Origin of the sequence: Paramuribaculum intestinale, from assembly GCF_030759015.1 — a bacterium.
In the GTDB taxonomy this organism is placed as follows: Bacteria; Bacteroidota; Bacteroidia; order Bacteroidales; family Muribaculaceae; genus Paramuribaculum; species Paramuribaculum intestinale.
Genome location: NZ_CP098825.1, coordinates 413,105 through 432,747, shown reverse-complemented (window position 1 = coordinate 432,747; position 19,643 = coordinate 413,105). Strand labels below are relative to the sequence as shown.

General features: G+C 54.0%; 21 protein-coding genes and 1 CRISPR repeat array. Of the genes, 7 read left to right on the top strand and 14 right to left on the bottom strand.

All coding sequences use genetic code 11. From position 1 onward, the window contains the following. Positions 1-5: 5 nt before the first annotated feature. The 13 genes from atpA to NF347_RS01730 form a co-directional block, all read right to left on the bottom strand. Entirely contained in the window at positions 6-1,577 is a 1,572-nt protein-coding gene (gene atpA, locus NF347_RS01790) for a F0F1 ATP synthase subunit alpha (protein ID WP_107036180.1), read from the bottom strand. A 12-nt stretch (positions 1,578-1,589) separates the two neighbouring features. Beyond that, a complete protein-coding gene (gene atpH, locus NF347_RS01785) occupies positions 1,590-2,138 on the bottom strand; it encodes an ATP synthase F1 subunit delta (protein WP_107681315.1) in 549 nt (182 codons plus the stop codon). An 8-nt stretch (positions 2,139-2,146) separates the two neighbouring features. Then, complete coding sequence (gene atpF, locus NF347_RS01780; RefSeq protein WP_107681316.1) at positions 2,147-2,644, bottom strand: F0F1 ATP synthase subunit B; 498 nt, start codon at positions 2,642-2,644, stop codon at positions 2,147-2,149. 16 nt (positions 2,645-2,660) lie between these two features. Beyond that, positions 2,661-2,906, bottom strand: a complete 246-nt coding sequence (gene atpE / locus NF347_RS01775) for an ATP synthase F0 subunit C (RefSeq protein ID WP_107036183.1) — start codon at positions 2,904-2,906, stop codon at positions 2,661-2,663. 47 nt (positions 2,907-2,953) lie between these two features. Further along, positions 2,954-4,093, bottom strand: coding sequence for a F0F1 ATP synthase subunit A (gene atpB / locus NF347_RS01770; protein ID WP_107036184.1), 1,140 nt, complete (start codon positions 4,091-4,093; stop codon positions 2,954-2,956). A gap of 2 nt (positions 4,094-4,095) precedes the next feature. Next, positions 4,096-4,329: a F0F1 ATP synthase subunit epsilon gene (locus NF347_RS01765; protein ID WP_107036185.1), complete on the bottom strand. Its 234-nt coding sequence runs from the start codon at positions 4,327-4,329 to the stop codon at positions 4,096-4,098. A 55-nt stretch (positions 4,330-4,384) separates the two neighbouring features. Then, on the bottom strand, positions 4,385-5,887 hold the full coding sequence (gene atpD / locus NF347_RS01760) for a F0F1 ATP synthase subunit beta (RefSeq protein ID WP_107036186.1): 1,503 nt from the start codon (positions 5,885-5,887) through the stop codon (positions 4,385-4,387). A 49-nt stretch (positions 5,888-5,936) separates the two neighbouring features. Beyond that, complete coding sequence (gene nuoH / locus NF347_RS01755) at positions 5,937-7,013, bottom strand: NADH-quinone oxidoreductase subunit NuoH (RefSeq protein WP_107036187.1); 1,077 nt, start codon at positions 7,011-7,013, stop codon at positions 5,937-5,939. Positions 7,014-7,058: 45 nt separating this feature from the next. Beyond that, the gene (locus NF347_RS01750) at positions 7,059-8,675 is read right to left on the bottom strand and encodes an NADH-quinone oxidoreductase subunit D-related protein (protein WP_107681317.1); all 1,617 of its coding nucleotides are present in this window, start codon (positions 8,673-8,675) and stop codon (positions 7,059-7,061) included. A 55-nt stretch (positions 8,676-8,730) separates the two neighbouring features. Then, complete coding sequence (locus NF347_RS01745; RefSeq protein WP_107036189.1) at positions 8,731-9,339, bottom strand: NADH-quinone oxidoreductase subunit B; 609 nt, start codon at positions 9,337-9,339, stop codon at positions 8,731-8,733. Beyond that, positions 9,330-9,698, bottom strand: coding sequence for an NADH-quinone oxidoreductase subunit A (locus NF347_RS01740; protein WP_107036190.1), 369 nt, complete (start codon positions 9,696-9,698; stop codon positions 9,330-9,332). The genes NF347_RS01745 and NF347_RS01740 overlap by 10 nt, the downstream gene beginning before the upstream one ends. A gap of 254 nt (positions 9,699-9,952) precedes the next feature. Further along, positions 9,953-10,801 carry a hypothetical protein gene (locus tag NF347_RS01735; protein WP_107036191.1) on the bottom strand — a complete coding sequence of 283 codons (849 nt, stop codon included), beginning with the start codon at positions 10,799-10,801 and terminating at the stop codon, positions 9,953-9,955. A 71-nt stretch (positions 10,802-10,872) separates the two neighbouring features. After that, positions 10,873-13,128, bottom strand: a complete 2,256-nt coding sequence (locus NF347_RS01730; RefSeq protein ID WP_107036192.1) for a TonB-dependent receptor — start codon at positions 13,126-13,128, stop codon at positions 10,873-10,875. A gap of 268 nt (positions 13,129-13,396) precedes the next feature. On the opposite strand from NF347_RS01730, the gene NF347_RS01725 reads away from it, so the two are divergent. The 7 genes from NF347_RS01725 to NF347_RS01695 all read left to right on the top strand — a co-directional run bounded on the left by NF347_RS01725 (position 13,397) and on the right by NF347_RS01695 (position 18,372). Further along, positions 13,397-14,941: a glycine--tRNA ligase gene (locus tag NF347_RS01725; RefSeq protein WP_107036839.1), complete on the top strand. Its 1,545-nt coding sequence runs from the start codon at positions 13,397-13,399 to the stop codon at positions 14,939-14,941. 46 nt (positions 14,942-14,987) lie between these two features. Further along, complete coding sequence (locus tag NF347_RS01720; RefSeq protein WP_107036838.1) at positions 14,988-15,572, top strand: LemA family protein; 585 nt, start codon at positions 14,988-14,990, stop codon at positions 15,570-15,572. A 5-nt stretch (positions 15,573-15,577) separates the two neighbouring features. Further along, entirely contained in the window at positions 15,578-16,126 is a 549-nt protein-coding gene (locus NF347_RS01715; RefSeq protein ID WP_161553898.1) for an FKBP-type peptidyl-prolyl cis-trans isomerase, read from the top strand. 3 nt (positions 16,127-16,129) lie between these two features. Then, positions 16,130-16,693 carry a sugar O-acetyltransferase gene (locus tag NF347_RS01710; RefSeq protein WP_202613093.1) on the top strand — a complete coding sequence of 188 codons (564 nt, stop codon included), beginning with the start codon at positions 16,130-16,132 and terminating at the stop codon, positions 16,691-16,693. A gap of 173 nt (positions 16,694-16,866) precedes the next feature. Then, positions 16,867-17,163: a thioredoxin family protein gene (locus NF347_RS01705; RefSeq protein WP_107036836.1), complete on the top strand. Its 297-nt coding sequence runs from the start codon at positions 16,867-16,869 to the stop codon at positions 17,161-17,163. A 17-nt stretch (positions 17,164-17,180) separates the two neighbouring features. After that, positions 17,181-18,203 (top strand): vitamin K epoxide reductase family protein, encoded by a 1,023-nt coding sequence (locus NF347_RS01700; protein ID WP_107681606.1) that lies wholly within the window; start codon positions 17,181-17,183, stop codon positions 18,201-18,203. After that, entirely contained in the window at positions 18,190-18,372 is a 183-nt protein-coding gene (locus tag NF347_RS01695; RefSeq protein ID WP_107681605.1) for a hypothetical protein, read from the top strand. The genes NF347_RS01700 and NF347_RS01695 overlap by 14 nt, the downstream gene beginning before the upstream one ends. Before the next feature lie 100 nt (positions 18,373-18,472). Then, a CRISPR array of direct repeats spans positions 18,473-19,027; the repeat unit is 32 nt; unit sequence GTTTCAATTCACGCACCCGCATGGGGTGCGAC. A 294-nt stretch (positions 19,028-19,321) separates the two neighbouring features. Here NF347_RS01695 and cas2 read toward each other — a convergent pair. Then, entirely contained in the window at positions 19,322-19,612 is a 291-nt protein-coding gene (cas2, locus tag NF347_RS01690) for a CRISPR-associated endonuclease Cas2 (RefSeq protein WP_107036840.1), read from the bottom strand. Between the last annotated feature and the right edge of the window lie 31 nt (positions 19,613-19,643).

Genomic DNA, 19,643 nt, shown 5'->3' with positions numbered 1-19,643 from the left:
GTAGTTCAATACGATGCAGCTACCTGAACGGCGGCGGCATTGAGTTTCTGTTCCATCTCTTCGGTCAGCTTGCCTTCGCGCAACTGATCCATGACATCAGCCTGATGAGCCGAATGGAGAAGCTGAAGCAGACTCTTTTCAAACTCGCTGACCTTATCCACCGGCACATTCTCCAGCAGACCGCGGGTGCCGCAGTAGATGATCGCCACCTCATCTTCAACGATCATAGGTTTATACTGGGGCTGTATCAGCAGGCGCTCGTTCTTGCGTCCCTTGTCGATGACACGTGCGGTCACGGGATCTATATCACCGCCAAACTTGGTGAACGATTCAAGCTCACGGAACTGTGCCTGGTCGATCTTCAGCGTGCCTGCCACTTTCTTCATCGACTTGATCTGCGCCGATCCGCCGACGCGGCTCACCGATATACCGACGTTGATGGCCGGGCGTATACCACGGTTGAACAACGCGGTTTCAAGGAATATCTGACCGTCGGTGATCGAGATCACATTGGTCGGAATATATGCCGACACGTCACCGGCCTGAGTTTCTATAATAGGAAGTGCGGTGAGCGATCCGCCACCCTTCACCAGCGGCTTGAGCGGTTCGGGCAGGTCGTTCATGTGCGATGCCACCTCCTGATTGTCGATAATCTTGGCCGCACGCTCCAACAGACGCGAATGCAGATAGAAGATATCGCCCGGATAAGCCTCACGACCCGAAGGACGCTTCAATATTAGCGAAATCTCACGATAGGCGACAGCCTGCTTCGACAGGTCATCGTAAACGATGAGAGCATCGCGGCCGGTGTCACGGAAAAACTCGCCGATAGCCACTCCGGCAAACGGAGCATAGTAGCGCATCGAAGCCGAGTCCGACGCCGTAGCCGCCACTACCACAGTGTAGTCAAGAGCACCATGCTGACGGAGAGTTTCGACAGTGGCGGCCACCGACGATGCCTTCTGGCCGATGGCAACATAGATGCAGTAAACCGGTTTGCCCGACTCAAATCCCTTGCGTTGGTTGATTATGGTGTCTATAGCGATAGCAGTCTTGCCGATCTGACGGTCACCGATGATCAGCTCACGCTGTCCACGGCCTATAGGCACCATCGAGTCTATGGCCTTGATACCGGTCTGCAGCGGCTGCTTCACCGGCTGGCGGTAGACCACTCCCGGTGCCTTGCGCTCAAGCGGCAGCCGTATAAGCTCGCCGTCGACAGGTCCTTTGCCGTCGATAGGCTCGCCGAGCACATTGATGACACGTCCCAGCAGACCTTCGCCCACGGGGATAGAGGCGATCTCGCCTGTACGCTTGACCGACATGCCTTCGGTCACCTTATTGACGTTGTCGAGAAGAATCACGCCTACATTGCTCTCCTCGAGGTTGAGTGCCACGCCCGTCACACCATTTTCGAACTCCACGAGTTCATTGGCGCAAACGTTGTCGAGTCCGTAGACGTGTGCCACGCCATCGCCGACATCGAGCACCGTGCCCGTTTCTTCAAACGACACCTTCGAGTTGACGTTTTCAAGCTGCTGCCTGAGCACTTCGGATATCTCGCTGGGATTTATCATCGGGATTGTTTGTTATTTGCTTGATAAGTTGAGTCTTAGTTGTTTGAACTCGTTGCTCAGTGAAGCATCGAGCCGCTCGTTGCCCACGGCCACCGTGAAGCCGCCGATAAGTTCAGGATTGACCGCTTCGGAAAACTCCACCACCGCGTTCTTGCCGAGATGACGCTCCACCAAGGCCTTCAGACGAGCCGACTCGGCCGGCTTGAGCGGATATGCGCTTGTGACCCTCACCTCATGGATGCCATTGGCCTTGCGGTAGATCCCGATATACGCCAGCGCTATATCGCGTGCCATATCGAGCCTGCGATTCTCGGCCAACAGCTTCAGGAAGTCGGCATAGACGGCATCAGTCTTTTCGGCAGAAGCCGCCGTCATGAGCAGTCCGGTCTTGTCGGCTACGCCCACATAAGGATTGGCCAAGGTCGGCTGAAGGCCTTCGTTGGCGGCAAACGAGGCCACCAGACTCTTCATCATCGTGTAGACACGTTCCTGCACGCCCTTCTCAAGGGCGAACCCATAAAGAGCCTTGGCATATCGCCGTGGTACGAGTCCTTCGTTCATCGGTCAGTTCAGTTTTGTTTTTCCATATCGTCCAGCAGACTGTCCACCAGACGGCTTTGAGCCTTTTCGTCGCCCATCTCGCCGCGCACCACCTTTGTGGCTATGTCGACAGCCAGAGCGCTCACCTCGTTGCGAAACTGCAGCTCGGCTTGCTTGCGCTCCTGCTGTATCGACAGCTGAGCCTGCTCCATCACTTTGCGAGCCTCCTGCTGAGCGGCCTCGCGGGCTTCGTCGATGATCTGAGTCTTCATACGATCAGCCTCGCGGAGTATCTCTGTCTGATGCTTACGCGCTTCGGCAATGTAACTGTCGGCCTGCTTACGCGCGTTGTCGAGCTGTTCCTTGGCGTTCTGAGCATACTCCACTCCCTTGTCGATGAGATCAGCGCGACCCTCCACACCTTTCATGATCGCCGGCCAACCCCACTTCCACAAAACGAAGAAAAGGATGGCAAAGGCCACGAACATCCAGAATATCAGACCAAAGTCAGGCTTAAACAGTTCCATCTGTGCCTATTGTTGATTAAAGGAACAGCGAGAGGATACAAACAATCACAGCAAAGAGAGCCACACCCTCGACAAGAGCCGCGATCACAATCATGTTGCTTCGGATGTCGCCTGCCGACTCCGGCTGGCGTGCGATAGCTTCCATGGCCGATGCACCGATTTTGCCGATGCCAAGACCTGCGCCGATAACGGCGATACCTGCTCCGACGCATGCTCCTATGCCGAGAATGCCTTCGATTGCTGCTAAAATCATTGCTAACATAATCTTACGTTTTTATGGTTGTTTTTATATTGTTTCTTGCATTGAAATCACACTGTAGCGGCATGATGTCCGTCGGACCCAGCCACCGGTTTGTCGTGATGATGGCCGCCGTCATCGTGGCCTTCGTCGTGTCCGCGCTCCTGACCGAATGATATGAATATCGTCGACAACATCGTGAACACATAAGCCTGGATAAAGCTCACCAGCACGTCAATCAGAAGCATGAACACCGAGAAGCCGACCGAAATCACTGTCATGCCTCCGGCCACTGCCGGTCCCATTGCCGCGAAAATAAATATCAGCAGCGTAAGCACCAATATGATCATGTGGCCGCCAAGCATATTGGCAAACAGTCGCACTGTCAAGGCTGCCGGCTTGGTCAGCGCACCGAATATCTCTATGACCGGCATGATCGGCAGCGGAAACTTCAGCCAGAGCGGAACATCGGGCCAGAAAATCTCCTTCCAGTAATGCTTCGTACCGATGACATTTGTCAGCAGGAAAGTGAACACCGAAAGCACCAGAGTGACGGCTATGTTGCCTGTCAGATTCGCGCCGCCGGGGAACACCACGATCAGGCCCAGAAGATTCATATATAGTATGAAGAAGAACACCGTCAACAGATATGGTGCGAACTTCATAGCCCGATCCTTGAGCGTCGGTCGTATGACACCGTCGTAGACAAACGTGATCAGAGTCTCGATAGCGCCTGTAAACTTCCGAGGAGCCTTGTATCCATTGCGCTTGTGCCATCGGGCCACGTCAAGAATGCTCCATATCACCAGCACCACGGCGATAAACAGTCCCAGCACATTTTTGGTAATGGATATGTCCCACGGCCTATATTCCTTGCCATCGATAATCTCCACGATCTTCCCCTTGTGCTCGCTGTCGGCTCCAGCCACCCGGAAAGTGGCGTCGCCGTCGACATATGTGCGTCCATGCTCCACCTTCGACGACATGAAGCAGTGCAGTCCGTCGTGCCCCCACAATATGATGGGCAGAGGGATCGACTTGTCGTGACAGAAGGGCACCTCCCAGCCATACCTGTCGCCAAGATGCTCGAAGATGATCTCCTTCGCGTCAACCTTGCCCTCCTCTTCACCGCCATGAGCCTCAGCCGCCATGCATGGCAATGCCCACAGGATGAATACGGAAGACAATATGATGGCCAAAAGCTTCTTCATGATCAATAGATACAAACGGATATAACATTATTGTCGACCGACACCAGTCCGCCACCCACGGGAAGCGACTCGCGCTGTCCGCCGGTGACATACTCGATATTGCCGGCTGTGAGAACCGATATGAGCGTAGCATGATTCTGGAGCACAGTGAACTGCCCCATCACTCCGGGAAGAGCGACTAAAGTCGCCTCACCCTCGAAGAGTACGTCCTCGGCCGATATGATCTTCAGTGTCATGCTTTCTGTCTTTTATGCTCCGTAAGTGCCGGTAGTCGTATTATCACTTGGATGATCACTTCACCTCAGCCAGCAGACGCTTGCCTTTTTCTATAGCCTCGTCGATAGTGCCCACATTGAGGAAAGCCTGCTCGGGATACTCGTCCATCTCACCGCTGAGAATCATCTTGAATCCACGGATAGTCTCGCTCAACGGCACCATCACGCCCGGAAGTCCGGTAAACTGCTCGGCCACATTGAACGGCTGCGACAGGAAACGCTGTGCGCGACGGGCGCGTGCCACCACGAGTTTGTCCTCGTCCGACAGTTCGTCGACACCAAGAATCGCGATAATATCCTGCAGCTCGTTGTATTTCTGAAGCAACTGCTTCACGGCCTGTGCCGTATTATAGTGCTCCTCCCCGATAATATTGGGATCAAGAATACGCGATGTGGATTCGAGAGGATCCACAGCCGGATATATGCCCAGCTCAGCAATCTTTCGGCTCAACACCGTTGTGGCGTCAAGGAAGCTGAAAGTTGTGGCCGGAGCAGGGTCGGTAAGGTCGTCGGCCGGCACATAGATGGCCTGCACCGAAGTGATCGAGCCGTTCTTCGTAGAAGTAATACGCTCCTGCAGGGCACCCATTTCCGACGCAAGTGTCGGCTGATAACCCACGGCCGAAGGCATACGTCCGAGAAGAGCCGATACCTCACTGCCGGCCTGCGTGAAACGGAATATGTTGTCGATAAAGAGAAGTATCTCCTTGCCGCCGCCATCCTGATCGCGGAACTGCTCGGCAACGGTCAGACCCGAAAGCGCCACACGCAGACGCGCGCCCGGCGGCTCGTTCATCTGTCCGAACACGAGGGTGGCCTGCGACTCGCCGACCTCCTTCATGTCCACATCCTGAAGGTTCCACTCCCCCTTTTCCATGCCTTCGCGGAATTTCTCGCCATACTTCATGACGCCGCTCTCGATCATTTCTCTCAGGAGGTCGTTGCCCTCACGAGTACGCTCGCCCACACCGGTAAATACCGAAAAACCGTTGTGACCCTTGGCGATATTGTTGATCAACTCCATGATGAGCACGGTCTTGCCCACGCCGGCGCCTCCGAAGAGGCCGATCTTGCCGCCTTTGCTGTAAGGCTCGAGCAGGTCTATGACCTTGATACCGGTATATAGTATCTCGGTGCCGATGGTCAGATCGTCAAATTCCGGAGCCGGCTGATGGATCGGTCGAAGATTGTCGCGCTTGAGAGCGGGCAGACGGTCGATGGCCTCACCCACCACATTAAGCAGACGTCCTTTGACCTGATCGCCGGTCGGCACAGCTATCGGTCGGTCGAGATTGTCCACACGCTCGCCGCGGCGAAGGCCGTCGGTGCTCTCCATGGCCACACATCTGACGGTGTTCTCACCGATATGCTGCTCCACTTCGAGTATAAGCATTCCGCCGTCGGGACGGTCTACTTTCAGAGCGGTATAGATAGGGGGAAGCTCATTGCTTTCGCCCTCGAAGGCCACGTCGACCACGGGACCGATGACCTGTGCTATTTTTCCGTATTTTTCGCTCATGTCAGTCAATTGTCAGAGTAGATTGTTTTTCAATTGCGTCAGGCACGCATCAGAAGTGAAGTCCGTAGACCACTACCAGCACCATCAGCACCAGGTTGAAGAGATTTATAGGGAGCAGATACTTCCATTCAAGCGAAAGCATCTGATCGATCCTCAGACGCGGGAATGTCCATTTGAACCAGATGATGATAAACGAGATCACCACTGCCTTGCCGACAAACCATATCACCGACGGAATGTAATCCATTACATGATTGAAAGCATCCCATCCAGGGATGTGGAGCGGCATCCATCCGCCGAAGAACAGCAGAGCGGCCACGCCCGACACGATGAACAGGTTGAGATACTCAGCCAGATAGAAGAATCCGAAGTGCATGCCGGAATACTCCGTATGATAGCCGGCAGTCAGCTCGCTCTCGGCCTCAGGGAGGTCAAACGGGCCACGGTTGGTTTCAGCCGTGCCTGCTATCAGGTAGATGATGAAAGCGATGATCGCGGGGATATGACCCGAGAAGATAAACCACAGATCGCGCTGCTCTTCAACGATGCCGCCCACCGACATCGTGCCGGCCAGACACACCATAGTGAGCACCGACAGGCCGATCGACAGCTCATAGCTGACCATCTGGGCGCCGGAACGCAAAGCGCCTATGAGAGTAAACTTGTTGTTGCTCGACCATCCGGCAAGAAGTATGCCGAGAACGCCTATCGACGAAACGGCTATCAGGAAGAATATGCCGATGTTGAAGTCGATCACCTGCAGACCGTTGCCCCATGGGAGCACTGCGAAGGCAAGCATCGACGCCAGAATCACCAGATAGGGTGCCAGAGCGAAAAGAAACTTGTCGGTATGCTTGAGCGATATCAGCTCCTTGATGAGCATCTTGAACATGTCAGCAAAGCTCTGCAGCAATCCCATCGGGCCGACACGGTCGGGACCGAGGCGACACTGGAAAGCGGCACACACCTTACGTTCGTAGTAGATATAGAAAAGAGCCAGTAGCGCATATACCGTAAGAAGCACCAGCCCTATGAGCACACACTCCGTGGTCACGGCGAGCCATTCGGGCATGAACGAAAGAAGCCCGGCATGGATCCAGTTGGTTAAAGCGGAAAAATCAAACATGACTTATGTTTTTTCAAGTGTCGTTGTCAATAGTTGGTGATTTGTTTATCGGTCGATATCTGGAACGATATAGTCAAGCGAACCGCCGATAGTGATGAGGTCGGCTATCTTCTGGCCACGTGTCAGATGATCGACAGCGGCTGCAGCCGGCAGGCACGGCGGAACTAACTTGATACGATACGGATTGACCGTGCCGTCGCTTTCGAGATAGACGCCGAACGCGCCACGACATCCCTCCACCGTACGGAACCAATGTCCGGCAGGCAGTTTGAACACCTTCGAAACCTTGGCCTGAATCTCGCCGTCGGGTATATTGTCAATAAGTTGCGCGATAATCTTGGCACTCTCCTCGATCTCCTTCATGCGCACCTTGAAGCGAGCCATAGCATCGCCCTCGTGCATCACCACCTGCTCGAAATCGAGTTCCTGGTAAATGCTGTAGGGATTGGTCTTGCGGATATCGCAGGCCCAGCCCGACGCACGTCCCGACGGACCCGTCACCGACCAGGTGACGGCATCCTCGCGGCTCATATATCCTACGCCCTCCATACGGTTGCGTGTGATAACGTTGCCGGTGAACAGTTTGTCGTATTCCTTGAGGTTGGCCGGAAGCACTGCGAGCAGCGCCTTCACATCCTTCACGAAATCGGGATGAAGATCCTGCATCACACCGCCGATGGTATCGTAGTTGAACGTCATGCGGGCACCGCAGGTCTTATCCATAATGTCAAGTATCTGCTCGCGCACACGGAGCGTATAGAAGAGCATCGTGGTAGCGCCGAGGTCCATGCAGAATGTGCCGATAAACAGGCAGTGGGAGGCTATGCGCGACAACTCGTCCATGATCACGCGGATCACCTGCACACGGCGCGACACCTCTATGCCGGCAGCCTGCTCTATGGTCATACAGAGTCCGTGATGATAATTGTGAGCCGAGAAATAGTCCATACGGTCCATGAAATGGAGCGTCTGCGGATATGTCAGTCCCTCGCAGATCTTTTCGATTCCACGATGGATATAGCCCATATACACGTCGATCTTCTTGATCGTCTCGCCGTCGACTGCTGTGCGGAAACGGAGCACTCCGTGGGTAGCAGGATGCTGCGGACCTATATTGACTACAAAATCATCCTCCTCAAACACTCTGGCCTGCTCCTTGACGATCTTGCCGTCGGCCTGTTCTACGTAAGTGTTGGTGAAGTCACTCTGACGCTCGTTTTCGGTAGGCACGGGGTTGAGCGACGGATCATAGTCCTTGCGCAGGGGATATCCCTTCCAGTCTATGCTGAGGAAGAGACGGCGCATATCGGGGTTGCCGATGAACACTATTCCGAAGAAGTCGAAGACTTCGCGCTCGTAAATCACCGCTATCTGCCAGAGATCGGCGATGCTGTGGAGCATCGGGTTCTCACGGTCGGCCGTAGTGGCCTTGATTGCTATGCGGTTATGGTCGGCCGTCGACTGCAGGTAGTAGATGCATCCCATCTTCTCTACCCAGTCCATGCCGACAATCGTCATCAGATAATCGAAATGAAGCTCATCGCGCAGGAAACGGGCGAGAGCGTGCAGTTTCGCATCGGGAATTTCGACGGTAAGTACGTCGGATGTATCGAATGTGGCTTCGGGGAACTGCCCGGCTATTCTTTCCTGAATGTCTGCCATATTGGTCAATGGTTTCGTCGTTTGATTGAAAGGGGTTGACTTTTACTGCCGGGAATCAATCCTCCACACCCTCAACAGGGTGGCTTTCGAGGAATTCCTGCTGTTTTTCCTTGCGGTTGACGCCTCCGAAGAAGCGCTCTACCTTCATCTTGCGCGAGAGCTGCATGATAGCGTAGATCATGGCCTCAGGACGCGGCGGGCAACCGGGCAGATACACGTCGACAGGTATGATCTTGTCGACTCCCATCACCACATGATATGATTTCTTGAACGGACCGCCCGACACGGCGCAAGCACCAGTGGCGATCACATACTTCGGCTCCGCAAGCTGGTCATACAGACGGCGGAGCACCGGAGCCATACGATGGACTATTGTGCCGGCCACCATTATAAAGTCAGCCTGACGGGGCGACGAACGGGCAACCTCCCATCCGAAACGTGCCATATCGAAGCGGGCGGCTCCAAGCGACACAAACTCGATGCCGCAACAACTGGTAGCAAAAGTCAGAGGCCAGATGGAGTTGGAACGACCCCAGTTGATCAGTTTGTCAAACGAGCCTACCACCACGTTTGTACCATTGGCCTTAAGTTCGGCGACAAGGCTCTCGATATACTCATTATCTTTCCACGCCTCATAGGGCATGCTTTTGGTTGTCACTTCCATTCAAGAGCTCCTTTCCGCCAGGCATAAACAAGACCCAGCACTAATATTGTGAAAAAAATCGCGATGCTGACAAGCCCGGCGCCACCAAGCTCCTTGACGCGTACAGCCCATGGAAACAGGAACACGCACTCAACGTCGAACATCAAGAAAAGGATAGCAAAAAGATAATAGCCCACCTTGAACTGTGCCATGCTCTCGCCTCGAGTGGGAATACCACACTCGTACGCTTCACCCTTCTGAGGGTTGAATGACCTCGGACTAAGCAGGCCGGCAAGCCATAACGCCAATGCCACCAGCGCGATACCCGTCAGGGCGGCGGCTATGGCAAGCGTTGCGTTAGAAATCGATAATGATACCATGTTATAGTTTTGTCAAATATTTGCGTTATCAACTGTAGCGCACACCGCCAAGATTCTGACAATCAGCACAACAGAGCCAACCATCAGTCATTCCACGGTTACTACGCAGGATTTCTGACGCAAATTTAGTCAAAAAAATCGGCATTTCTTTCACAATCCAGACCTCTTTTTCATGGATAGGATGTTTTTTTTCGCCATTTTTTCGCTTCGATTTGATACACCTACTACACAGTCAACACATCAACACAATCGCGTCATCGCATATATACCCCCTCAAAATATGCCTTCACCGAATAACCGGCCGAGGTGACGTAGCTGAGTGTCGACTCACCGAACAGACTGACGTCGACCAACAGATCGCGCACTTCATAGTCGCGCCGAGCCATGCCACCTATATAAGGCACCGCGACATCCGCCGACAGACGGTAGCCTCCGGCATAAAATTCCACGCCAAGCGAGCGAAGCTCCATAGAATCGGGCGCCACACGGCCACCGAGATCAAAACGGGGTTCGCTGACCGTCATCACAGCCGCCCCGGCCGACGGATCAATATCTATGGCATAGACCGTTTTGGTCGACACAACCGACTCCGGCTGATCGCTGAGGTCGACCGACTCCGTCGTGCCGCATAGCACCGTATGCAACGGAACAAACGTCACTCTGTGGCTATCCGAGGTGAAACTGACCGCCAGACCATCGGTCAGGCGTCCGTCAATCTCACGCGGAGCCTGATAAAGAATGGAAACGTCTGTAAGAACAGGCTCCGGCACATCTTCGGGAGCCACCTCGGAAGCCGCCACTCTTCGCGCCTCTCCGTCAAACACCCAGGCAACACCCCTGAACCGAAGCACACTCCCCCGCTCCGATTCACTCCATCCCTGATTCGAGATCACCACCAGAGCCGTCTTATCGTCGTCATTAAAAGCCACGCTGCAACTGACATCGGGCAATATCCCGACAACGCCGGAGGTATCTGTCATCACGGCTATGGACGGAGTCGTAACTGCTGTTGCTATACTGGCCTGCGGATCATCATCGCCACTGCACGAGCAGAGCTGGAGCGATAGCGCTACAGCAGTAATCGAAGCTTCAAACCATCTCATATAGCGAAGTCATTAATTAAGTAAATCTACACCTTTAATAACCCCGCCACAGCCGCAATGGTTCCCACCGGTCAGTCGGCAGCGTTCGAATCGAACGATAAGCGGGCGGTAACGCCCCACGTCAAAGGTTTTCCGCGCTGCACAAAAGTGTTGCCGATCGACTTGAATGAAAACACCGTATAACGGGTATCCGTAAGGTTCTCGCCCCACACCTCTACTGTCAGGAACTTATGAGTGGCGCTCGCCGAGAGTCCGAGAGTGGCATAAAACGGCTGACGTATGGAATTATCCTCATCCCAATAGAAGTCACCGACACCGCGCACCCGGGCATTGAATGACATCGCGTCGATCCATCTACCCACCGGAAGGCGATAGGTGGCCGAGGCGAAAAAAGTATTGCGGGGCGCGTATGGCACCCGGTTACCCTGGAAGTCGGTCAGACCGTCGGTAAACTCCACAAACTTGGCATTGGTATATCCATAACTTGTATTGAAAATCCACTGCGACGTAGGAGAATAACGCACCTGCACCTCAGCGCCGAAACTGCGGGTCTTTCCGGCATTGGTAGTGATACGCCCCGTCGTGGAACCGTCAGGAAACATGGTCAGCTGCTGGTCGCGACAGTCGATATAGAATAGCGACATATCAGTATGCACCCTGCCGTCGGCACAACTCACATGGGCACCGACCTCATAGTTCCAGCTTCGCTCCGGACGGTAGCTCAGGATCTCGTTTATATCATACTCGACCGGACGACCCATCTCCGACATGAGCTGCTGCTGCAACACATCACTGAACATCTGAGTGTTGTAGCCCCCTGTCTTGTAGCCCTTGCCCACCGACGCATACACGTCGCTCTCGCCCGGAATCGGAAGCCGATAGCACACATTCACCTTGGGCAGAAACTCCAGAAAGTGTTCTTTCAGCCTGTCAGACTGATCGATATTGATTTCTTTCGACCCCATCGGACGACCGTTTTTCATTGTCATTGTGTAGGATGTCGACACATGACTGTGATAACGGAGCGCGACATGCTCATAGTCGAGCCTCACACCCGCCGATAGCGTCCACCGTCCCAGCTTCAGATCGCTCTGGTGATAGGCCGCCAGCCCGTAAACCGGTATGCGGAAGTCACTGCCTAGCACAAACTGATCATCATTCCACGTCACGTTGAAAATCGGATTACGGTTGACATTGTCTACAATCAGACGCTGTATGCCATGCTCCTTGAATGTCACCGGAGCGTGCATCGAACTGTGCTTGTAGAATGCAAACAGCCCCCCCAGCCATGAATACCGGTCGCCGGCATTACCACGGGCCACTATATCCTGCGTAAGATTTGTTTCATGACGCCGCTGCGTAAGCGTGAAATAGCTGAGCGGCAGAAAGTCCTGGTCAAGCGTCATATTGTCGTCGATATACTGCACCGACGTGATGCTCGAAAGAGTCCAGCTGTCACCTCGCCACTTCAGCGTAAATCCGTCGGACAGGATATTACGCCGATAGAAACACGTGTCATTGTAGTTGATCTCGTTTCCGGCAAGATACTCGTAGGGATAACCGCCGTTACGGTCGAGCGTGAACGACATGGTATTGTCCACACTCAACCGCTCTGTAGGCCTCCATGCCGTCTTCCATCGCAGACTGCCTCCCTTCTCCTTGTCGGCCTTGTATCCATGATAGCGATTGGTGTAATATCCTCCCCGGAAATTGAAATATCCCGCTATGCCCATGCCTAGATTCTCGCGGAGCAGAGCATACTGCGATGCGGCGAGCCGTATCGACTCCCCTTTGCCGGCCTCGCCCATTATGCGCGTGCCCTGATAGTCGAGCGGCGACAGGGTATAGATATTGATCTGTCCGGCCATGGTGTTGCGACCGTACAGAGTGCTCTGCGGGCCGCGTATCACCTCCATTCGGCTTATGTCGGGCAGATCGAAATCGTATGCATCCTTATTGAGAAAAGGCACATTGTCGACCGACAGACCCACAGCCGGCTGATCCATGCGCGCCCCTATGCCGCGGACGTAGATACTCGAAGTCATGCGGCTGCCATAGTCGGGCATATAGAAATTGGGCGCGATCTCGCTGACGCCCTTCAGCGTGCGTATATTCAGACGCTCTATACGGCTTTGGCCAAGCACCGTCGACGATGTAGGCTGCAGACGTATATCGGGCGACTGTTTTATGGAAGTCACCGACACCTCCTCAAGCCATTTTGTAGAATCAGGAGCCATCTCGTGCTCACCGCCGTCGGCCAACACCGTGAACGACTGCGCCGTAGGCACGGCCACAGCCACCAATGCAATGATTTTTTTTGATAACATGGCTGCAAAGTTACGGTTTTATTCGCTATTTTCATGCAACAGTTCGGTAATTTTTGAGCAGGCATAGCTGTATCGCACTGATACACAACAGTTTGCATTGATATTGAATTGTTATTGCATCTTATTGATATTCAATTGAATATGCAAATTTTACCGAACTATTGCATGAGCTTCTCGACATAATTGCATCTTAATTCAATAGTAAGTGGTGGCCCATTAAGGGAAAATGCTTAACTTTGCACCCATCATTTATAGTCATTCTACAATTATGGCACAGCAAGACGACGTTTTCAAAAAGATAGTTTCCCATGCCAAAGAGTATGGATTCGTGTTCCAGTCAAGTGAAATCTACGACGGCCTGGCTGCCGTCTACGACTACGGCCAGAACGGTGTCGAACTCAAAAACAACATCAAACGCTACTGGTGGGACGCCATGACTCTCCTCCACGAGAACATCGTCGGAATCGACTCCGCCATATTCATGCACCCCACCATCTGGAAGGCTTCCGGCCACGTCGACGCATTCAACGATCCTCTGATCGACAACCGCGACTCCAAGAAGCGCTATCGCGCCGACGTGCTCATCGAAGAGGAGATAGCCAAGATCGACGACAAGATCGAGAAAGAGGTGGCCAAAGCCGCCAAGCGATTCGGCGAATCGTTCGACGAAACACTCTATCGCCAGACCAATCCCCGCGTGGCAGAGCACATCAAGGAGCGTGAGGAGCTCCACGAGCGCTTTGCAAAAGCCATGAACGACAACGATCTCGAAGCACTGCGCCAGATCATCGTAGACCGCGGCATCGTATGCCCCGTTTCAGGCACCAAGAACTGGACGGAAGTACGCCAGTTCAACCTCATGTTCCGCACCGAGATGGGATCGACGGCCGACGGCGCCATGACAGTATATCTCCGCCCCGAGACCGCACAGGGCATATTTGTCAACTACCTCAACGTGCAGAAGACCGGCCGTATGCGCCTCCCCTTCGGCATAGCCCAGATAGGCAAAGCGTTCCGCAACGAGATCGTGGCACGCCAGTTCATCTTCCGCATGCGCGAGTTCGAGCAGATGGAGATGCAGTTCTTCGTGCGTCCGGGCGAGGAACTCAAATGGTTTGAATACTGGAAACAGTGGCGCCTGCAATGGCACAAGGCTCTCGGCATGGGCGACGAGAAATATCGCTATCACGACCACGACAAGCTGGCCCACTACGCCAACGCAGCCACCGACATCGAATTCCAGATGCCGTTCGGATTCAAGGAAGTGGAAGGCATCCACTCCCGCACCAACTTCGACCTCTCCCAGCACGAGAAATTTTCCGGAAAGAACATCAAATATTTCGACCCCGAACTCAACGAGAACTACACGCCCTACGTGATCGAAACCTCCATAGGCGTCGACCGCATGTTCCTCTCGGTGCTCTGCTCATCCTACGAAGAGCAGATGCTCGACGGAGGCGACAAGCGCGTGGTGCTTCACCTCCCCGCCCCCCTCGCGCCCGTGAAATGCGCCGTGCTCCCGCTCGTCAAGAAGGACGGTCTGCCCGACAAGGCACGCGAGATCGTCAACGACCTCAAATTTGACTTCGCCACCAGATATGACGAAAAAGACTCCATCGGCAAACGCTACCGCCGTCAGGATGCCATCGGCACACCCTACTGCATCACCGTCGACCACCAGACACTGGAGGACAACACCGTCACACTGCGCGAGCGCGACTCAATGGAGCAGACCCGCGTCAGCGTGGACGATCTCCACAAGCTCATCCACGACCGCGTGAGCCTCACCACTCTCCTGCGCCGTCTCGGCTGACGATACCCCATATTTCTCCTCTACAAACCATCAAACCGTTATAAACATGATCAAAACACGAATCATATCGGCCATTGCAGCATTCCTAATGTTGCCGGCATTCTCATCGTGCAACTATAACTCGCTCGTTGAGCAACAGCAGACCGTCGACCAGTCATGGGCCGAGGTGCAGAACCAGTACCAGCGACGCGCCGACCTGATACCCAATCTGGTCAACACCGTCAAAGGTTACGCCTCACACGAAAGCTCCACGCTCGAGAAAGTGACCGAGGCACGCGCCAAAGCCACATCTATCAACATCTCGGCCGAAAACCTCGACGAGGCCACACTCGCCAAATTCCAGAAAGCGCAGGGCGAGCTCACACAGGCGCTCAAATCGCTCCTTGCTGTCAGCGAGGCATATCCCGACCTCAAGGCCAACGAAAACTTCCGCGACCTTCAGGTGCAGCTCGAGGGCACAGAAAACCGCGTGGCCACCGCCCGCGGCCGTTACACACAGGCTGTAGCCGCCTACAACACCGCCATAAAAAAATTCCCTACGGTGATCTACGCCGGATGGTTCGGCTTCAGTCCGAAGCCGCAGTTCCAGGCCGACGACTCCGCACAGTCAGCACCCGAAGTTAAATTCTGATGACGATGAAATCATTTACCGCATCCCTGCTGGCTGCAGCTGCCGCCATCGCATTCACAGCGTGCAACAGCGAAAACACCTGGGACGAATACGAAGAGTGGCGCGAGGCCAACAACGAGTGGTATCAGCGTCAGCTCACTCTTACCGACACTGACGGCACACCGTACTACACCAAGCTCGCCCCGGCATGGTATCCGACATCGGGCGTGCTCATCCACTACTTCAACGACCGCGCCAAGACCGAAGGCAATCTCTCGCCTCTGGTCACCAGCACCGTCGACGCCAAGTATATCGGGCGCCTCTACAACGACGAGCCGTTTGACTCATCGTTCACTATGACCACCTACGGCGACAGCATCTACCGCTTCCGCCCGTCCGACATGATCAGCGGATGGCAGATAGCGCTCACCGACATGCGTGTAGGCGACAGCTGTCGTGTAGTCATCCCTGCCGACCAGGGCTACGGAGTCCAGTCGACCGGCATAATCCTGCCGTATTCGGTACTGGTGTTTGACATCAAGCTCACTGACATCTACAGTCTCCAGCAGCCATAAATCATGGATCCGTTCCTGACAGAGTTGAACAAAATGGTCACAGGCAAGCGCTATCGCGCAGCCATGCCACAGTTTCAGGAAGGCTTGCGCAAAGCCCAGCTTATTGTGCGCCGGTTCAACGACATGTCGCCCGACGACGTCGACGGCCGCATGGCTCTGCTCCGGGGATTTTTCGCCAAGTGCGGCGAACGCGTGCAGATCAATCAGCCGATGCGCTGCGACTGGGGATGCAACATCTCTATCGGACACGACACATTCATCAACTTCAACCTGACCATACTCGACGAGGCTCCGGTGACGATCGGCAACCATGTTTTCATCGGGCCCAACGTCAGTATTTTCACCGCCTGCCATCCGCTCGACGCCGAGGAGCGCAACACCGGCGATGAATGGGCCGAACCGGTGACAATCGGCGACAATGTATGGATCGGAGGATGTGTCACCATATTGCCGGGAGTCACCGTCGGACACGATTCGGTGATCGGTGCCGGATCGGTAGTCACTAAAGATGTAGCGCCACACACGGTTGTCGCAGGCAATCCTGCCGGAGTGATACGACATATCTGAGCGACACTCCGCTCCCCTATCCCACATGACATCAAAGCCCTGTATCAGACTTCAGACGCTGATACAGGGTTTGCCATGTACACCCGCTACTTTAGCCTTAAGCCAACTTTTGCACCCCGACCGGCGTTATACAGCAAAACCGTATCAACACACATCCGAAACGCACATCAACTATGGAATACTCACAACTGATATCATCAGCCCCGGTAGTAATGGTCGAATTCTACGCCACCTGGTGTCCCCACTGCAAGCACATGGCTCCGATAGTCGATCAGGTCAGCGAACTCATCAGCTCGAAAGCTCGCATAGCGCAGCTCGATATCGACAGCAATTCTGAAGCTGCCGATCAGGCCGAAGCCCAATCCATACCCACATTTATCATCTACGCCGGCGGAATCGAACAATGGCGTCACACCGGCGAGATTGAAGGAGAAGCGCTTCTTGCTGCCATCGAACGCTACGCCGACTGATATTCATTTAGGAAAACATGTCGCCCGACAAAGCCAACATATTCAACGATCTTCTTCAGCAGCTCGGTGTGCGCCACACGGATTCATACTCCGCACAGCGATTCCGCTCCATGCCATTCCCTACCCTCTATGGCCTGACTAAACTCATGCAGGAATACGGCATCTGCTCACAGGGGCTTCGGCTTTCCGACAAGACAGAGATCCGTCAGGCCTCGCCCCCATTTATCGCCGGCACATCGGCCGGATTTGTCATCGTGACATCTATCACCACTGACACAATCGGTTATCTGACTCATGGAGTGGCAGAATCCGCGCCGATAGATGACTTCCTTCGGGTATTCGACGGCAACCTGCTGCTGCCGTTTCCAGCACCCGATGCCGTCGAACCCTCCTATGGGCGGCATCACGCATTAGAGATTGCGGCGAAAGCCAAACGAGTCACGCTTTGGATCGCCGTAGCATTCCTGTTTCTCTACCTGTTTGTCAGCAACCGCATATACGCCCATGCGTCGACCGTAATCCTGACGCTGCTCGATCTCGGCGGACTCTACATCAGCTACCTGCTCCTACAGAAGTCGCTCAATATCCACAACTCCGCTGCCGACAAAGTGTGCGGCATGATTCAGAGCGGGGGCTGCGACGACGTTCTCTCCACTCCTGCGGCAAAGTTTTTCGGACTGTTTGGATGGAGCGAAGTCGGATTCGCCTATTTTTCAGTAAGCCTCGCGGGCTTGCTCATATTCCCGCAATGGATCGGCTATCTGGCTCTGTGCGACGTCTGCTGCCTGCCGTTCAGCTTCTGGAGCGTATGGTATCAGAAATACCGCGCACACCGATGGTGCACACTCTGCCTGAGCGTGCAGCTGACTCTCTGGCTACTGTTTTTCACATATCTGGCCGGAGGATGGTTTGCCGGAATATTCCCCATGCGCATACAGCTGCTCGTATTGATAGCTTCGTATGCTACGGTCCTGCTCGGCGTCAATGCACTCCTACCGAAGTTTGACAACATTACCTCCGACAACAATGAACAACCCTGAACAGATCCCACTGCCGCAATTCCGATCAGCCACACCATTGTCGGCAATCGAACTCAATCGTCTGCGCTTTGGCAAAGGACTTACCGTCCTCACCCCCGACCGCCTGCGCTCCATCGCCGGACAAACCGATTCGCCGGCATCCACCACAGCCCACTCTGCAGTCAAATGACGACTGGCGGACGCACCGCCTCCCCACACTGCCGCTTCAACTCACGCACCCCCCATGGGCTGCGACCGCCAAGCGCATCGGTCTGTACCTCGGCGACTACGTTTCAATTCACGCACCCGCATGGGGTGCGACCTTTTTGAGTGTTTCCACGTGTTCAGCATAGTGGTTTCAATTCACGCACCCGCATGGGGTGCAACCTTTTTGGGTCACAGCAGTGCGGATATGACAGCCGTTTCAATTCACGCACCCGCATGGGGTGCGACTCACACCCTTTGCAGATGTTCACGCCCTTGCTGTGTTTCAATTCACGCACCCGCATGGGGTGCGACCGACCAACCCACACCGAGGAGAGGAAGACCGAGGTTTCAATTCACGCACCCGCATGGGGTGCGACGGTTATGCCTGGCGACTCGTTTAAGGTCAAGACGGTTTCAATTCACGCACCCGCATGGGGTGCGACGGTTCGCGGGGGTGTTACAAGTTTTCATAATTGGTTTCAATTCACGCACCCGCATGGGGTGCGACAAGAGCCACATTGTCCGAGAGCTTGGCTTCCACGTTTCAATTCACGCACCCGCATGGGGTGCGACCAAACACGTCGGCTTTCTAAAATCACTCTACGGGTTTCAATTCACGCACCCGCATGGGGTGCGACTGCCATAATAGTAACAATCTAAAGGAGTCCTATTTATGACTAATTCTCCGCGAAAATAGCATTTTTATCGCTAATGCACAAACTTAGAATCTACTTCTTTCTATTATACGTCTGAATATCAATCACTGCGAGTACTCTACTAAAATTGTAATGCTTACGATTCGCCCGCACCCACGACTATATCGAGCGGATGATTCCAAATTATGTCAGACCATGCATGTCTTTAGCATGTATCTGTCACACTGTTTCCATTCTTTGGACTTACTGCGACGAAATCCACACCCATCTAAAACACTATACGATGATGCTGCCATCAAAATCAAAAGAGGTCACACGCCCTATTTGCTCGGTAGACTGCTGGTAGTTTTTGCCAAGCTTATAAATCCTGATCGTGTCCGCACCACTGTCTATTATCTCTTCAAGAGTATGTTTCAACATTGGATAGGAATGGTATTCAAGCTGACATTCGAACACTGAGTTCTGCACACGTTGCCCATAATTCTGACAACACTTGGCCACATTGCGCAATCGTTTGCGTCCCTCCGGAGTAGATGTATTCACATCATATACTATCAGGATATTCATCATCGTATTCTTCAAAAATCACCACATATAT

What these genes read in the sequence shown, in the direction of transcription:
- NF347_RS01725 (WP_107036839.1), top strand. Translation starts at nt 13,397, where the DNA reads ATGGCACAGCAAGACGACGTTTTCAAAAAGATAGTTTCCCATGCCAAA.
- nuoH (WP_107036187.1), bottom strand. Translation starts at nt 7,013, where the DNA reads ATGTTTGATTTTTCCGCTTTAACCAACTGGATCCATGCCGGGCTTCTT.
- NF347_RS01730 (WP_107036192.1), bottom strand. Translation starts at nt 13,128, where the DNA reads ATGTTATCAAAAAAAATCATTGCATTGGTGGCTGTGGCCGTGCCTACG.
- atpH (WP_107681315.1), bottom strand. Translation starts at nt 2,138, where the DNA reads ATGAACGAAGGACTCGTACCACGGCGATATGCCAAGGCTCTTTATGGG.
- atpB (WP_107036184.1), bottom strand. Translation starts at nt 4,093, where the DNA reads ATGAAGAAGCTTTTGGCCATCATATTGTCTTCCGTATTCATCCTGTGG.
- NF347_RS01715 (WP_161553898.1), top strand. Translation starts at nt 15,578, where the DNA reads ATGAAATCATTTACCGCATCCCTGCTGGCTGCAGCTGCCGCCATCGCA.
- NF347_RS01765 (WP_107036185.1), bottom strand. Translation starts at nt 4,329, where the DNA reads ATGACACTGAAGATCATATCGGCCGAGGACGTACTCTTCGAGGGTGAG.
- NF347_RS01710 (WP_202613093.1), top strand. Translation starts at nt 16,130, where the DNA reads ATGGATCCGTTCCTGACAGAGTTGAACAAAATGGTCACAGGCAAGCGC.
- NF347_RS01705 (WP_107036836.1), top strand. Translation starts at nt 16,867, where the DNA reads ATGGAATACTCACAACTGATATCATCAGCCCCGGTAGTAATGGTCGAA.
- NF347_RS01750 (WP_107681317.1), bottom strand. Translation starts at nt 8,675, where the DNA reads ATGGCAGACATTCAGGAAAGAATAGCCGGGCAGTTCCCCGAAGCCACA.
- NF347_RS01735 (WP_107036191.1), bottom strand. Translation starts at nt 10,801, where the DNA reads ATGAGATGGTTTGAAGCTTCGATTACTGCTGTAGCGCTATCGCTCCAG.
- atpF (WP_107681316.1), bottom strand. Translation starts at nt 2,644, where the DNA reads ATGGAACTGTTTAAGCCTGACTTTGGTCTGATATTCTGGATGTTCGTG.
- NF347_RS01700 (WP_107681606.1), top strand. Translation starts at nt 17,181, where the DNA reads ATGTCGCCCGACAAAGCCAACATATTCAACGATCTTCTTCAGCAGCTC.
- NF347_RS01745 (WP_107036189.1), bottom strand. Translation starts at nt 9,339, where the DNA reads ATGGAAGTGACAACCAAAAGCATGCCCTATGAGGCGTGGAAAGATAAT.
- atpD (WP_107036186.1), bottom strand. Translation starts at nt 5,887, where the DNA reads ATGAGCGAAAAATACGGAAAAATAGCACAGGTCATCGGTCCCGTGGTC.
- atpA (WP_107036180.1), bottom strand. Translation starts at nt 1,577, where the DNA reads ATGATAAATCCCAGCGAGATATCCGAAGTGCTCAGGCAGCAGCTTGAA.
- atpE (WP_107036183.1), bottom strand. Translation starts at nt 2,906, where the DNA reads ATGTTAGCAATGATTTTAGCAGCAATCGAAGGCATTCTCGGCATAGGA.
- NF347_RS01720 (WP_107036838.1), top strand. Translation starts at nt 14,988, where the DNA reads ATGATCAAAACACGAATCATATCGGCCATTGCAGCATTCCTAATGTTG.
- cas2 (WP_107036840.1), bottom strand. Translation starts at nt 19,612, where the DNA reads ATGAATATCCTGATAGTATATGATGTGAATACATCTACTCCGGAGGGA.
- NF347_RS01695 (WP_107681605.1), top strand. Translation starts at nt 18,190, where the DNA reads ATGAACAACCCTGAACAGATCCCACTGCCGCAATTCCGATCAGCCACA.
- NF347_RS01740 (WP_107036190.1), bottom strand. Translation starts at nt 9,698, where the DNA reads ATGGTATCATTATCGATTTCTAACGCAACGCTTGCCATAGCCGCCGCC.